The following is a 14,207-nucleotide window of genomic DNA, read 5'->3' on the forward strand; positions in this document are numbered from 1 at the left end:
CGCGAAGGACAGCGATGCCCGCCAACAAGACCGGCCCTTCCGGCAAGAAAAAGAAGGGGCGACGCGCCCGCCTGCTCGTGATCATGCTTGTGCTGCTGCTCGTGGGGGGCGTCGGATTCGGCGCGTACTGGAGCGTCAGTACCGTCCGTGCTTCCTTCCCGCAGACCACCGGCACCCTCCAGCTCAAGGGACTGAGCGGCCAGGTCAAGGTGGTCCGGGACGGCAACGGCATTCCGCAGGTCTATGCGGACAACGCCGAGGACCTGTTCAAGGCCCAGGGCTTCGTCCAGGCGCAGGACCGGTTCTGGGAGATGGACGTCCGCCGGCATCTGACGGCCGGCCGGCTCTCCGAGATGTTCGGTGACAGCCAGGTGGAGACCGACGCGTTCATCCGCACCATGGGCTGGCGCCGGGTGGCACAGCAGGAGTACGACACCAAGCTCTCCGCCACCACCAAGAAGTACCTGCAGGCCTATTCGGACGGCGTCAACGCCTATCTGAAGGACCACCAGGGCAAGTCGCTGTCGGTGGAGTACGCGGCGCTGGAGTTCAAGAACGACTACAAGCCGGAGCAGTGGACCCCGGTCGACTCGGTCGCCTGGCTCAAGGCCATGGCCTGGGACCTGCGTTCCAATATGCGCGACGAGATCGACCGTTCGCTGGCGGCCACCCGGCTGAGCGCCAAGCAGATCGACGAGCTGTATCCGCCGTACCCCTACGAGCGCAACAAGCCGATCGTGGACGGCGGTTCCTATGACCCGCTGACCAAGTCGTTCGACCCCAAGGGCACGCCCACCCAGACCACGCACACTCCGGGCACCGGCACCGTCGGCGGCTCCAACGCCGCCAACGGGCTGCGCAGCGGGCTGTCGGAGCTGTCCAAGAAGCTGGACGGCGTCCCCACGGGGCTGGGCCCCAACGGCAATGGCATCGGCTCCAACTCCTGGGTGGTGTCCGGGAAGTACACCACCACCGGCAAGCCGCTGCTGGCCAATGACCCGCACCTGGCACCGCAGATGCCCTCGCTCTGGTACCAGATGGGGCTGCACTGCACCAAGGTCAGCGCCTCCTGCCCGTATGACGTGGCGGGTTACACCTTCTCCGGCATGCCGGGCGTGGTGATCGGCCACAACGCGGACATCGCCTGGGGCATGACCAATCTGGGTGCGGATGTGTCCGATCTCTATCTGGAGAAGGTCACTTCGGACACCTATCTCTATGACGGCAAGCAGGTGCCGCTGACCACCCGCAAGGAGACCGTCAAGGTCGCCGGCGGTGCCAGCCGCGAGTTCACCATCCGGTCCACCAACAACGGGCCGATCGTCTCGGACCGCAATGACGAACTGGGCAAGGTCGGCCAGGACGCCCCGGTGAAGGACCAGGCGCCGGACCGGGCCGAGGGCTACGCGGTCTCGCTGCGCTGGACCGCCCTGGAGCCGGGCCGCACCATGGACGCGGTCTTCGCCCTGGACCAGGCCGCCGACTTCCAGCAGTTCCGCAAGGCCGCGGGCGAGTTCGACGTGCCCTCGCAGAACCTGATCTACGCCGATACCAAGGGCAACATCGGCTACCAGGCGCCCGGCAGGATCCCGGTGCGCGGCAAGGACAGCGACGGCAGCCTGCCGGCGGCCGGCTGGGACCCCGGCACCCGCTGGGCCGGCGGCTACCTGCCGCAGTCCGCACTGCCCTGGGACTACAACCCCGCGCGCGGCTACATCGTCACCGCCAACCAGGCGGTGGTGGGCAAGGACTACCCCTTCAAGCTCACCAGCGACTGGGGCTACGGAACCCGCAGCCAGCGGATAAACGACCTGATCCAGTCGAAGATCAAGGACGGCGGGAAGATCTCGACCGACGACATGCAGAAGATGCAGATGGACAACAGCAGCGAGATCGGCAAGCTGCTGACGCCCTACCTGCTCAAGGTCAAGGTCAAGGCCGCCAACGACCGCGAGACCCAGTACGTCCGCGACGCCCAGAAGCTGCTGAAGGACTGGGACTACAACCAGGACGCCGACTCGGCCGCGGCCGCGTACTTCAACGCGGTCTGGCGCAATGTCCTCAAGCTGGCCTTCGGCAACAAGCTGCCCAAGGAGCTGCGGGTCAAGGGCCAGTGCCTGCGGGTCCGCCCGGCCAATGACTCCGGGCCGCAGGAGGACCTCAACGGCAACGCCCGGCTGGTCAACGAGTGCGGCGAGCGCGACCCTGACTCGGCGCAGCCAGACGGCGGCGACCGCTGGTCCGAGGTGGTGCGCAACATCCTCGACAAGCCGGACAGCCCGTGGTGGAAGACCCCCGACACCCGGGCCGTGCCCGGCGCCCACAACCGCGACCAGCTGCTCAACAAGGCCATGCAGGATGCCCGCTGGGAGCTGACCGCCAAGCTGGGCAAGGACGTCAACTCCTGGAGCTGGGGCCGGCTGCACCAGCTGACCCTGCGGAACCAGACGCTGGGCACCAGCGGTCCCGCCATCGTGCGCTGGATGCTCAACCGCGGCCCGTGGAACCTGGCGGGCGGCGAGGCAGCCGTCAACGCGGCCGGCTGGAACGCCGCGGGCGGCTACGGCGTGGTCTGGGTGCCGTCGATGCGGATGGTGGTCAACCTGGCCGACCTGGACAAGTCCCGGTGGATAAACCTCACCGGTGCCTCCGGGCACGCCTACAACGCCCACTACTACGACCAGACGGACAAGTGGGCCAAGGGTGAGCTGCTGCCCTGGGCGTTCAGTCAGGCCGCGGTCGACAAGGCCGGGGACGACACTCTGACCCTCAGGCCCTAGCGGGCCCGAACCGGCGCGGGCCGCCGGGTGTGATCACCGAGTGCACGGGGTGGTCGTGCGGTTCCTCCGGGACCCGCGCGACCACCTCGTTCGCATAGAGGAGGACGATCAGCGCGGGGTCCACCCCGGCCCTCGCCAGCCGGGCCAGCACCCGGTCGTAGGAGCCGCCGCCGCGCCCCAGCCGCAGGCCCCGGCCGTCCACCGCCAGGCCCGGCAGCAGCACCGCGTCCGCCTCGGTCACCGCCCGCGGCCCCAGCCGCTCGCCGTCCGGCTCCAGCAGACCGCGGCCGGCCCGGAGTAGATGGTCCGGGCCCCGGTAGCGGGCCCAGTCCAGATCGTTGTCCGGCATCAGTACGGGCAGCAGGACGCGTACGCCCCGGGTGCGCAGCGCTTCCAGCAGGGCGCGGGTGCCCGGCTCGCTCCCCACCGAGACATAGCCGGCCACGGTGGCCGCCCCGGCCAGCTCCGGCAGCTCCAGTGCGTGCCGGGCCAGCTCCCGCTCCGCGGCCGCCCGCTCCTCGGCGCTCAGCGCGGCCCGCGCGGCCAGCAGTGAGCGCCGTAGATCTGCCTTGGCGCCGGTCATCAGACCCTCCCCATCGAGCATTGTTCGTACAAACTCATTTTCGGGGTCCATACTCGGTGGAGCCGTATCGTCGCCCTTATGCAACGGATAGTGTTCGACCCATGACTCAAGCGCGCCCTCGGATCAGCAAGGCTGTCATCCCCGCCGCCGGGCTTGGTACCCGTTTCCTCCCCGCCACCAAGGCCACTCCCAAGGAGATGCTGCCGGTGGTCGACAAGCCGGCCATCCAGTACGTGGTGGAAGAGGCGGTCAACGCGGGTCTCTCTGACGTCCTCATGATCACCGGCCGCAACAAGCGCCCCCTCGAAGACCACTTCGACCGCAACTACGAGCTGGAAGAGGCCCTGCGGCGCAAGGGCGATGAGTCCCGCCTCTCCCGGGTCCAGGAGTCCAGCAACCTGGGCACCATCCACTATGTGCGCCAGGGCGACCCCCGCGGCCTGGGCCACGCCATCCTGTGCGCCGCGCCGCATGTGGGCAATGAGCCCTTCGCGGTGCTGCTGGGCGACGACCTGATCGACGCCCGCGACGACCTGCTCTCCCGCATGGTCGACATCCAGCGCAGGCGCGGCGGCAGTGTGATCGCGCTGATGGAGATCGACCCCTCCCAGGTCCACCTCTACGGCTGCGCGGCCATCAAGCCCACCGACACCGAGGATGTGGTGGAGGTCACCGGCCTGGTGGAGAAGCCCGACCCGGCCGAGGCGCCCAGCAACTACGCGGTGATCGGCCGCTATGTGCTGGACCCCGCGGTCTTCGCGGTGCTGCGCGAGACCCCGCCGGGCCGCGGCGGCGAGATCCAGCTGACCGACGCGCTGCAGGCGCTGGCCGCCGAACCCGGCCTGGGCGGTCCGGTGCACGGCCTGGTCTTCAAAGGCCGCCGCTATGACACCGGGGATCGCGGTGACTATCTGCGTGCCATTGTCAGACTGGCATGCGAACGTGAGGATCTGGGTCCGGACTTCCGTGCCTGGCTTCGCAGTTACGTCACCGAGGAGATGTAGCGCTTTGAGCAGCACCGCCCAAGATGCCACCGAGCGGCCCGCGTTGTGGTCGGTGGACGAGCATCTCGACGACATCCTGCGGAAGATCCGCCCGCTGGAGCCGATCGAGCTGCAACTGCTGGACGCCCAGGGGTGTGTGCTGGTCGAGGACGTCACCGTGCCGGCCCCGCTGCCGCCCTTCGACAACAGCTCGATGGACGGCTACGCGGTGCGCACCGCCGATGTCCGGGAGGCGTCCGAGGAGTTCCCGGCGGTGCTCACCGTGGTGGGCGACATCGCGGCGGGTGGCGAGGGGCCGTTGGCCCTGGGCCCCGGTGAGGCCGCCCGCATCATGACCGGTGCCCCGCTGCCGCCCGGTGCGGAGGCCGTGGTTCCGGTGGAGTGGACGGACGGCGGCCTGGGCGGGGGGCCGGCGGAGGCCATGCCCGCCCCCGGCGCGACCGAGGTCCGGGTGTTCCGCCCGGCCGAGGCCCGGGCGCATGTGCGCGCCAAGGGCAGCGATGTGGGCGCCGGGGAGCTGGCGCTGGCCGCCGGCACCGTGCTGGGGCCGCCCCAGCTGGGGCTGCTGGCGGCGATCGGCCGGGCCACCGTGCCGGTACGGCCCCGGCCCCGGGTGGTGGTGCTCTCCACCGGCAGTGAGCTGGTCCCGCCCGGCGAGGAGCTGACCGCCGGCCGGATCCATGACTCCAACAGCTTTGTCCTGGCCGCCTGCGCCGTGGACGCCGGGGCCCTGGCCTACCGGGCCGGCACGGTGCATGACGACCCCGAGTCGCTGCGCGCCACCCTGGAGGACCAGCTGATCCGCGCCGACCTGGTGGTCACCAGCGGCGGGGTGAGCGTCGGCGCCTATGACGTGGTCAAGGAGGCGCTCTCCGGGCTCACCGAGGAGGAGGGCCGGGTGGACTTCCGGCGGCTGGCCATGCAGCCCGGCAAGCCCCAGGGCTTCGGCCGGATCGGCCCGGACCGCATCCCGCTGTTCGCCCTGCCCGGCAACCCGGTCAGCGCCTATGTCTCCTTCGAACTCTTCGTCCGTCCCGCGGTACGGGCCCTGATGGGCCTGGAGCCCCGCGACCGGCGCACCATGCGCGCGAAGTGCGCCGAGGCGGTGGAGTCCTCGCCCAGGGGCCGCCGCCAGTATCTGCGCGGCCGGTACGCCGACGGCACCGTCAGCACCGTGGGCGGCTCGGGATCGCACCTGGTCAAGGCGCTGGCGGAGGCCAACGCCCTGATCGTGGTCCCGGAGGACAGCACCTCCGTCCCCGCCGGGGCGGAGGTCGAGGTGATCCTGCTCGGCTGAGCGCCCGCCCCGCCGGGGTACCGTTCTGCCCACTGCTGACCGCACTGGACCGGGAGAACGATGAGCAGCGCCCAGGACCGGCCCGCCCGCCTCACCCATCTCGATGACGCGGGCGCGGCGCGCATGGTGGACGTCTCGGAGAAGGACGTCACCGCCCGAACCGCCCGGGCGAGCGGACGGGTGCTGGTGGCACCCCGGGTGGTGGAGCTGCTGCGCGGCGGCGGCATCCCCAAGGGCGACGCCCTGGCCACCGCCCGTATCGCGGGCATCATGGGCGCCAAGCGCACCCCCGACCTCATTCCGCTCTGCCACCCCCTGGATGTCTCCGGCGTCACCGTGGACCTCTCGGTGGCCGATGACGCGGTGGAGATCACGGCCACCGTGAAGACCACCGGCCGTACCGGAGTGGAGATGGAGGCCCTGACCGCGGTCTCGGTCGCCGCCCTGACGGTGGTGGACATGGTCAAGGCGGTGGACAAGGCCGCGGTGGTCACCGACATCCGGGTCGAGGAGAAGACCGGCGGCAAGTCCGGCCCCTGGAGCCGGACATGAGGGCGCTGGTGGTCACCGCCTCCAACCGGGCCGCCGCCGGCGTCTACCCGGACCGCGGCGGCCCGCTGCTGGCCGAGGGGCTGGCCGCGCTGGGCTTCACGGTGGACGGCCCGCGCGTCGTCCCGGACGGTGACCCCGTGGAGGAGGCGCTGCGGGAGGCGGTGGCGGCCCGCTATGACGCGGTGGTGACCACCGGCGGCACCGGCCTGACGCCCACCGACCGCACCCCGGAGGCCACCGCCAGGGTGCTGGACTACCAGGTGCCCGGCATCGCCGAGGCCATCCGGGCCGAGGGCCTGGCCAAGGTGCCCACCGCCGCGCTCTCCCGGGGCCTGGCCGGAGTCGCCGGACGCACCCTGATCGTCAACCTGCCCGGCTCCACCGGCGGCGTCCGCGACGGCCTGGCCGTGCTGGAGCGCCTGCTGGTGCACGCGGTGGAGCAGCTGCACGGCGGTGACCACCCCAGACCGGACGCCCGGACCACCGCATGAGCCTGTGGCCGGTCGGGCTGGCGGACGGCGATGTCGTGCTGCGCCCCATCCGCCAGCGCGACCAGCGGGCCTGGCGGGAGGTCAACCGGCGCAACCGCGACTGGCTGCGCCCTTGGGAGGCCACCGTGCCGCCCCCGCCGCCCGGCGCGGTGCCCGCCCGGCGGCCCAGCTACCGGCAGATGGTCCGGCATCTGCGCGCCGAGGCCCACGCGGGCCGGATGCTGCCCTTTGTGATCGAGTACCAGGGCCGGCTGGCCGGCCAGCTCACCGTGGCCGGGATCACCTGGGGTTCGATGTGCTCGGCCCATATCGGCTACTGGGTGGACGAGGCGGTGGCCGGCCGCGGGGTGATGCCCACCGCGGTGGCGCTGGCGGTCGACCACTGCTTCGGCACTCTGGGCCTGCACCGGGTGGAGGTCTGCATTCGCCCGGAGAACCTGCCCAGCCGGCGCGTGGTGGAGAAACTCGGCTTCCGCGAGGAGGGTCTGCGCCCCCGTTATCTGCACATCGACGGCGCCTGGCGGGACCACCTGGTGTACGTGCTGACGGCGGAGGAGATGACCGAGGCACTGCTCTCCCGTTGGCACCGCGCTCAGCGGCACCGGTCCGAGAAATAAAATAAGCGTTCGAATTCAGTCGCTTCCGATCCCACAAATCACAAAAAAAGTTCGAGATATCAGCCGGTTCGTGCGACACACCGCGCCAATTGGCGGAATCTCTTGCGCGCCCCCCTCTACCGTGTGCCTGTGAGCAGCAGCGGCCTGATCTACGCAGTCATCGTCGGAGCCTGGGCCGCCTACTTGGTGCCGATGTGGCTCCGTAGGCAGGACGAGCTCAACGAAGCCCGTCCGACGGAACGCTTCAGCACCGCCATCCGGTTGTTGTCCGGACGGGCGGGCATGGAGCGTCGGTACGCCAAGGAGCTCGAGGGGCGTACCCGGGCCGATGTGCCCGTCCCCGAGGAGTCCGCCGAGCCGGAGCCACGCCCGGCCGAGCCGGAGACGGTGGCCGAGCCGGTCGCCGCCCGGCCGTCCGGCGCACATGCCCCCGGGCACCCTCCGACGCCGGCCGAGCGGGCCCGGCGTTCCAAGGTCCTCGCGCGGCGCCGGCGCACCACGGTGGTGCTGTTCCTGGCCTTCACCCTGGGCGCGGTGGTCGCGGGCGTGGGCGGCCTGGCGTTCCTGTGGGCTCCGGCCGGTCCGGCGGCGCTGCTGAGCGCCTATATCTGCTACCTGCGGGTCCATGAGCGGCGGCGGTTCGCCTTTGTGATGGACCAGCGCCGGGCCGAACTGGCCGCCCAGCGGCTGCGGGAGGGCCGGCCCCGCCCTTCGCAGGCGGTGGACGCGGCCATCGCCGCTGACACCGCCGTGCACCCCACCCCGTCCCCCGAGCCCTCGCCGCGCAGCGCCGACCGCCGGGCCCTGGTCGAGCAGACCGACCACGCGGAGTGGGTGGACCAGCAGCGCGACCGGGGCGCGGGCGACGGCTGGGAGCCGGTGCCGGTGCCGCTGCCGACCTATGTCACGGCGCCGGTGGCGCCCCGGGCCACCGATGGCGTCGACCTCGGCGCCTCCGACACCTGGAGCTCGGCCCGCTCCAGCACCGCCGAGCCCGCAGCGGACCGCCGCCAGCCCGCCGAGGAGCGCCGTGGCGGCCGCCCCCGCCGCCGGCCCCGGGAGCGCGGCCGCACCCCGCTGTTCGACCAGTACGCCGAGGACGGCAGCCGCCCGCGTGCGGCCAATGAGTGACGCTCGCCGCGCTGACCAGCGATGGGGTGGCAGGAGAGCGATTTCCAACCACCCCTGTGGGGGTGCTAGAGTTTCACTCGTTGCAAGGGCCTGTGGCGCAGTCCGGTAGCGCACCTCGTTCGCATCGAGGGGGTCAGGGGTTCAAATCCCCTCAGGTCCACAAGCAACGATCCCGTCCGATCATTGAGATCGGGCGGGATCTTCGTATATGGCGGGGCGCCGAGTTGAGCGGCCGTCAGGGTCCGGGGCGAGGGTCCGGTCGCCGGTCGTCGCTGACGGTGCGACAGGCGGCGTCGTCCGGCTAGCGCGCCCCGGTCGGGGTGGTGGCGCCCAGGGCCGCGCAGATGGCGGTGGTCAGGGTGTCCAGGTAACCCGGCGGCAGGGCGGCGCGGCCCATCACCAGGCGCCAGTAGAGCGGGCCGCTGGCCAGGTCGACGGCCAGGGTGACATCGGCGTCCGCGGGGATCTCGCCGCGGTCGACGGCCTTGCGGACCACCGCTTCGGCCATGGCCTGCTGTGAGTCGCGCAGGGCCGTGCGCAGGGCCTGGGCGATGTCGTCGTTGCGGGCGGCCTCGGCCAGCAGGTCGGGGATGATCTGGTGGGCCACCGGGTGCCGCATGATCCGGGCGATCGCCTGGAGCAGGGCCTTGATGTCGCCGCGCAGGGCGCCGGTGTCGGGGGCGGGCATGCCCTGCTCGGCCAGGGCGGACACCAGGTCCAGGACGATGGGCAGCTTGGAGGGCCAGCGGCGGTAGATGGCGGCCTTGCCGACGCCCGCCCGCCGGGCGACCCGCTCTATCGACAGCCGGCCGTAGCCGACGGTGGCGAGTTCCTCGAAGACGGCCGCGCGGATGGCGTCGGTGACCTCGGGGCGAAGCACCGCGGCGCCCGCGGGGGTGCGACGAGGCTTCACCGGCTCCTTTTCCATGCGCTCCATTTCCATGCGCCCGAGCCTACCGCGACGACGGAACGGTTGCGTTCCATCGTGTGGTGCTCTAGCGTGTCGCCTCGCGGAACGGTCCCGTTCCGTCGTGTCGATCGAGAGCTGAGAGTGCGCAGGTGACCGTAGAGACGCCCGCCGCCGAGCTGGCCGGGAAGTACGGCCTGTCGGTGAGCGGCGCCCGGCCTTCGCTGCGGGAGTACGCCCGGCAGCTGTGGGCCCGGCGGCACTTCATCCTGGCCTTCTCCCGGGCCAAGCTGACCGCTCAGTACAGCCAGGCCAAGCTGGGCCAGGTCTGGCAGGTGGCGACCCCGCTGCTGAACGCGGCGGTGTACTACCTCATCTTCGGTCTGCTGCTGGACAGCAAGCGCCATGTGGGAGACGGCACTCCCAAGGCGTTCATTCCGTTCCTGGTGACCGGCGTCTTTGTCTTTACCTTCACCCAGAGTTCGGCGATGGCCGGTGTCCGGGCGATTTCCGGGAATCTGGGTCTGGTGCGGGCGCTGCATTTCCCGCGCGCCGCGCTGCCGGTCTCCTTTGCCCTGCAGCAGCTTCAGCAGCTGCTGTATTCAATGGTGGTGCTGCTGGCCATCATGGTGGGCTGCGGCCATATGCCGAGGCTGTCCTGGCTGCTGGTGATTCCGGTGCTGGTCTGCCAGTTCTTCTTCAACACCGGGCTGGCCTTGGTGCTGGCGCGGCTGGGCAGCAAGACGCCGGACCTGGCGCAGCTGTTGCCTTTTGTCCTGCGCACCTGGATGTATATGTCCGGCGTGATGTATCCGCTGATCAACAACCTCAAGCGGATGCATGCCTCGCCCTGGGTGGTCGACCTGATCAGTTCCAATCCGGCGGCCGTCTATATCGACCTGATGCGTTTCTCCCTGATGGGCCATATAAAGGGCGCTCCGCTGCCCCAGCATGTGTGGCCGCTGGCGATCGGCTGGGCGGTCGCGCTGGGCGTGGGCGGTTTCCTTTACTTCTGGAAGGCTGAGGAGCAGTACGGCCGTGGCTGAGCAGAAGCAGAACGAGCGTATTCCGACCGTGATCGCGGACGATGTGCACATCGTCTACCGGGTGCACGGTGGCAGCACCGGCCGGGGCAGTGCCACCGCCGCCCTGAACCGCATGGTGCGCCGTAAGCCGGGTGCGGGGGTGCGTGAGGTGCATGCGGTGAAGGGGGTGAGTTTCACCGCGTACCGGGGTGAGGCGATCGGTCTGATCGGTTCCAATGGCTCGGGAAAGTCGACGCTGTTGAAGGCGATCGCGGGGCTGCTGCCGACCGAGCGCGGCAAGGTCTACACCGATGGCCAGCCCTCGCTGCTGGGGGTGAACGCGGCGATGATGAACGACCTGACCGGTGAGAAGAATGTGGTGCTGGGCGGTCTGGCGATGGGGATGTCCCGGGAGCAGATCCGTTCGCGTTACCAGGAGATCGTGGATTTCTCCGGGATCAATGAGAAGGGCGACTTCATCACCCTGCCGATGCGGACGTATTCCTCGGGTATGGCGGCCCGGCTGCGGTTTTCCATCGCGGCGGCCAAGGATCATGACGTTCTGATGATCGATGAGGCGCTGGCCACCGGTGACCGGGCGTTCCAGAAGCGGTCCGAGGAGCGGGTGCGGCAACTGCGGGAGCAGGCCGGGACGGTGTTCCTGGTCAGTCACAACAACCGCTCGATCCGGGACACCTGCACCCGGGTGCTGTGGCTGGAGCGTGGTGAGCTGATGATGGACGGGCCCACCGAGGAAGTGGTCGCGGCGTACGAGAAGGAAACCGCCCGCTGATCAACAGGGTTGACCTCAACTTTGGTTGAGCTCCTAGCTTGAGTGTCGTGCGGCCGGGCCGGTCGCACGGCACCAGTGCGACGGGAGCACTCCAGATGACCCTTACCCTCCAGGACCTGACCGACCACACCGAGATCACCGGCCTGATCGACCGCTATCTGCGCAGCCTGGACGAGGCGCGGTTCGATGACGCCTGGGCGCGGGGGCTGTTCACGGCCGACATCCGGATCAGCACGCCGGTCGGCGACCAGCAGGGGCTGGACGGGCTGGCCGAGGCCGAGCGCGCGACCATGGCCAAGTTCCGGCGCACCCAGCACATCGGGACGAACCACCTGATCGACCTGGACGGGGACCGGGCCACCGTGCGCTGGAACGCCCTGATGACCCATGTGCATCTGGACACCGCGGACGGCCGGTTCGTGGTGGGCGGCACCTTCTCCGGCGAGGTGGTGCGCACCGATGCCGGCTGGCGGTTCCGGCGGCTGGAGGTACGCGCGGTGTGGACCCAGGGGGAGGGGCCCCGGGTGCGCACGGCGAAGGCGGAGCAAACGCTGCGCGAGCTGAACGGGACGGGCACGGCCCCGCGTTGAGTGGTGCCAAGGGCGTTCCCGGCCGGTGTTAGCCTCGGGCGTGCTCAACAACGTCCTTGTCTGTCCGGTCTGTCGCGAAGATCTGGTGCCCGCCGGCCATGCGCTGCGGTGCGCCAACCGGCACACCTTCGATGTGGCCCGCCAGGGGTATGTGGGGCTGCTGACCGGCGGGATGCGGACGGGCAGCGCGGACACCGCGGACATGGTGCGGGCCCGGGTGGCCTTCCTGGCGGCCGGGCACTACGCGCCGCTGGCCCGCGCGGTCGCCGGGGCGGTGGCGGGCTGCTGTCCGCCGGGCGGCACCCTGCTGGACGCCGGAGCGGGCACCGGCTACTACCTGGCCGCCGCCCTGGAGGCGGTGCCGGAGGCCGCCGGGCTGGGGCTGGACCTGTCCAAGTTCGCCCTGCGGCAGGCCGGGCGGGCACACCCCCGGGCCACGGCGGCCACCTGGGACGTCTGGCAGCCGCTGCCGGTGCGGTCCGGCACGGTGGATGTGGTGCTCAATGTCTTCGCACCCCGCAATGGCGCGGAGTTCCACCGGGTGCTGAAGCCCGGCGGGGCGCTGGTCGTGGTGACGCCGACGCCGCGCCATCTGTCCGAACTGCGCGGCCCGGCGGGTCTGCTGACGGTGGACGAGGCCAAGGAGGAGCGGCTGCGGCGCTCCCTGGGTGACCGGTTCCGGCCGGCGGACGCACAACTGGTGGAGTACCGCGTGGACTTGGGCGCCGGGGACATGGAAAACCTGGTGCTGATGGGGCCCAGCGCGCACCATGTGGACCCGGATGAACTGCGGCGGCGCATCGCGCAATTGACGGTACCGGCGGCGGTGACGGTCTCCTGCCGGGTGGCGGTGTACCGGGCGCTGTGACGTAGATCATCGTTTGGGCGGCGGCGCGGCGTTCCCGCCGCATGACAGGATCGTGCGTCGTTACCTGCGAGTAATCGCAAGGTGTCCGCTGTCGTGCGGCCGGAGCGGGGGCCGGCGCACCTCCTGCCCCCTGAGGAACCCACTTGCGCGCGTCCCAACGGAACGTACTCATACCGGCGTTGACCATCGCCTCCCTCGCGCTGGCCGGCTGCTCGTCGTCCGGCTCCGGCCACTCCGACGCCAAGGGCGCGGGCCAGGCGCCCTCGTCCTCCGCCCCCGCCGACGAACCCCAGCTCGCGGTCGCCGCCGCGCCGGCCGGGGTGGCCGTGCCGAGTGCGGTGGCGCATCAGGCCGATGACGCCTCGTCCGACTCCTCCGCCCCGGCGCCGCAGGCCCGGAAGTCCTCGCTGAAGGTCGCCTCCTTCGACCAGCACAGCGGACGGGCGGTCATTTCCGATGGCGCCAAGAAGGCGGCCAAGCCCGCCGCCAAGCCCGCGGTGGCCGTCGGCGATGTGATCGCCAGCGCGCCCGCGCCGGGCGCGCCCAACGGTGTGCTGGCCAAGGTCACCAAGGTGGAGGGCAAGACCGAGCACGGCACCGCGGTGCGTACCGAGCCGGCCAACCTCAACGCGCTGCTGGGCGAGGCCAACGCGGCGGGCAAGGCGGCCGTCGACCCGTCGGCTGTCAAGGTGCTGCCGCTGGTCGACGGGGTGAAGGTGTCCTGGGCCAAGCAGGGTGACCTGCACTTCGGTCCGCAGGGGGCGCAGCTGCCGATGGGCAATCTGCGGCTGGACGTCAGCACCGGGCTGAGCACGCCCAAGGACGCGCCCGCCTCGGCCTCCGCCACGGTGGCGGGTTTTGTCCAGCTGGCGCCGGAGGTCGACTTCTCGTACGACGGCCGGGGCACCGGCGGGCGGGCGCCCGGTACGGCCTCGCTGGCGCTCAAGGGCGACTGGGCGTCGCAGTGGGAGCTCAAGGGCGAGGCGTCCGTCTCCAAGCCGGTGCGGATTCCCTTCGCCAAGCTGCACGCCACGCCGGTGATCAACGTCGGACCGGTGCCGGTGGTGATCAACACAGATCTGACCTGCTACCTCCAGGTGGAGGCGGACGGAAAGGTCACCGTGGACGTCAAGCAGGACGTCAAGGGCGACTTCAAGGTCGGCGGGTCCTACAGCCGGGCGGCGGGCTGGAAGCCGGTCAGCGAGTCGAAGATGAGCGGGTCGCCGATCAAGGCCAGCGCCTCGGGTGAGGGCAAGGTCAAGGCCGCGCTGGGCGCGGAGGCGGAGCTCGGTCTGTACGGCACGGTGGGCGTCAGCGGCGAGGTCGCGCCCTATCTGCGGGCCGAGGGCGATGTGTCGGTGAGCACGGACGCGCCCAAGGTGAAGGGGAAGTGGGGCGCGTATGGGGGCATCGATGTCAACGGTGCGCTGCAGCTGAAGCTGGCCATCTTCGGTACGCCGATCTTTGAGCGGAAGCTGGCCCTGCCGGGGATCCACAAGGAGTGGTTCCTGGCGGGGAGCGGGCGGTAGGCCGCACCCCGTAGGGGGCGCGACCGGCCACCGGCGGCTC

Annotated in this window: 14 protein-coding genes and 1 tRNA gene; 13 read left to right on the top strand and 2 right to left on the bottom strand. The window is 70.8% G+C overall.

Annotation, left to right across the window (positions count from 1 at the left end; all coding sequences use genetic code 11):
• Positions 1 to 14: 14 nt before the first annotated feature.
• Positions 15 to 2,780, top strand: a complete 2,766-nt coding sequence (locus tag ACIHFE_RS12990) for a penicillin acylase family protein (protein ID WP_400105903.1) — start codon at positions 15 to 17, stop codon at positions 2,778 to 2,780.
• Here ACIHFE_RS12990 and ACIHFE_RS12995 read toward each other — a convergent pair.
• Entirely contained in the window at positions 2,770 to 3,363 is a 594-nt protein-coding gene (locus ACIHFE_RS12995; protein WP_400105904.1) for a 5-formyltetrahydrofolate cyclo-ligase, read from the bottom strand. The genes ACIHFE_RS12990 and ACIHFE_RS12995 overlap by 11 nt on opposite strands.
• Before the next feature lie 101 nt (positions 3,364 to 3,464).
• Between ACIHFE_RS12995 and galU the strand changes: the two genes are divergently transcribed.
• From galU to ACIHFE_RS13030, 7 genes are all read left to right on the top strand, one after another.
• Entirely contained in the window at positions 3,465 to 4,367 is a 903-nt protein-coding gene (gene galU / locus ACIHFE_RS13000; RefSeq protein ID WP_400105905.1) for a UTP--glucose-1-phosphate uridylyltransferase GalU, read from the top strand.
• Between the two features lie 4 nt (positions 4,368 to 4,371).
• Positions 4,372 to 5,664, top strand: coding sequence for a gephyrin-like molybdotransferase Glp (gene glp / locus ACIHFE_RS13005; protein WP_400105906.1), 1,293 nt, complete (start codon positions 4,372 to 4,374; stop codon positions 5,662 to 5,664).
• A 60-nt stretch (positions 5,665 to 5,724) separates the two neighbouring features.
• Positions 5,725 to 6,216, top strand: a complete 492-nt coding sequence (gene moaC / locus ACIHFE_RS13010) for a cyclic pyranopterin monophosphate synthase MoaC (protein ID WP_400105907.1) — start codon at positions 5,725 to 5,727, stop codon at positions 6,214 to 6,216.
• A complete protein-coding gene (locus ACIHFE_RS13015) occupies positions 6,213 to 6,707 on the top strand; it encodes a molybdenum cofactor biosynthesis protein B (protein WP_400105908.1) in 495 nt (164 codons plus the stop codon). Before moaC ends, ACIHFE_RS13015 begins: the two co-directional genes overlap by 4 nt.
• Positions 6,704 to 7,324 carry a GNAT family N-acetyltransferase gene (locus ACIHFE_RS13020; RefSeq protein WP_400105909.1) on the top strand — a complete coding sequence of 207 codons (621 nt, stop codon included), beginning with the start codon at positions 6,704 to 6,706 and terminating at the stop codon, positions 7,322 to 7,324. The genes ACIHFE_RS13015 and ACIHFE_RS13020 overlap by 4 nt, the downstream gene beginning before the upstream one ends.
• A gap of 129 nt (positions 7,325 to 7,453) precedes the next feature.
• Entirely contained in the window at positions 7,454 to 8,455 is a 1,002-nt protein-coding gene (locus ACIHFE_RS13025; RefSeq protein WP_400105910.1) for a hypothetical protein, read from the top strand.
• Between the two features lie 86 nt (positions 8,456 to 8,541).
• A tRNA-Ala gene (locus ACIHFE_RS13030) sits at positions 8,542 to 8,615 on the top strand.
• A gap of 141 nt (positions 8,616 to 8,756) precedes the next feature.
• On the opposite strand, the gene ACIHFE_RS13035 is transcribed toward ACIHFE_RS13030, so the two are convergent.
• Entirely contained in the window at positions 8,757 to 9,392 is a 636-nt protein-coding gene (locus tag ACIHFE_RS13035) for a TetR/AcrR family transcriptional regulator (RefSeq protein WP_400106073.1), read from the bottom strand.
• A 122-nt stretch (positions 9,393 to 9,514) separates the two neighbouring features.
• On the opposite strand from ACIHFE_RS13035, the gene ACIHFE_RS13040 reads away from it, so the two are divergent.
• From ACIHFE_RS13040 to ACIHFE_RS13060, 5 genes are all read left to right on the top strand, one after another.
• Positions 9,515 to 10,408: an ABC transporter permease gene (locus tag ACIHFE_RS13040; RefSeq protein WP_400105911.1), complete on the top strand. Its 894-nt coding sequence runs from the start codon at positions 9,515 to 9,517 to the stop codon at positions 10,406 to 10,408.
• Entirely contained in the window at positions 10,401 to 11,180 is a 780-nt protein-coding gene (locus tag ACIHFE_RS13045) for an ABC transporter ATP-binding protein (protein WP_400105912.1), read from the top strand. Before ACIHFE_RS13040 ends, ACIHFE_RS13045 begins: the two co-directional genes overlap by 8 nt.
• Before the next feature lie 95 nt (positions 11,181 to 11,275).
• Positions 11,276 to 11,770 carry a nuclear transport factor 2 family protein gene (locus tag ACIHFE_RS13050; RefSeq protein ID WP_400105913.1) on the top strand — a complete coding sequence of 165 codons (495 nt, stop codon included), beginning with the start codon at positions 11,276 to 11,278 and terminating at the stop codon, positions 11,768 to 11,770.
• 40 nt (positions 11,771 to 11,810) lie between these two features.
• The gene (locus ACIHFE_RS13055) at positions 11,811 to 12,638 is read left to right on the top strand and encodes a putative RNA methyltransferase (protein WP_400105914.1); all 828 of its coding nucleotides are present in this window, start codon (positions 11,811 to 11,813) and stop codon (positions 12,636 to 12,638) included.
• A 143-nt stretch (positions 12,639 to 12,781) separates the two neighbouring features.
• Positions 12,782 to 14,167, top strand: coding sequence for a hypothetical protein (locus tag ACIHFE_RS13060; protein WP_400105915.1), 1,386 nt, complete (start codon positions 12,782 to 12,784; stop codon positions 14,165 to 14,167).
• Positions 14,168 to 14,207: the final 40 nt, after the last annotated feature.

The sequence above is a fragment of the Streptomyces sp. NPDC052396 genome (assembly GCF_044593195.1).
In the GTDB taxonomy this organism is placed as follows: domain Bacteria; phylum Actinomycetota; class Actinomycetes; order Streptomycetales; family Streptomycetaceae; genus Streptomyces.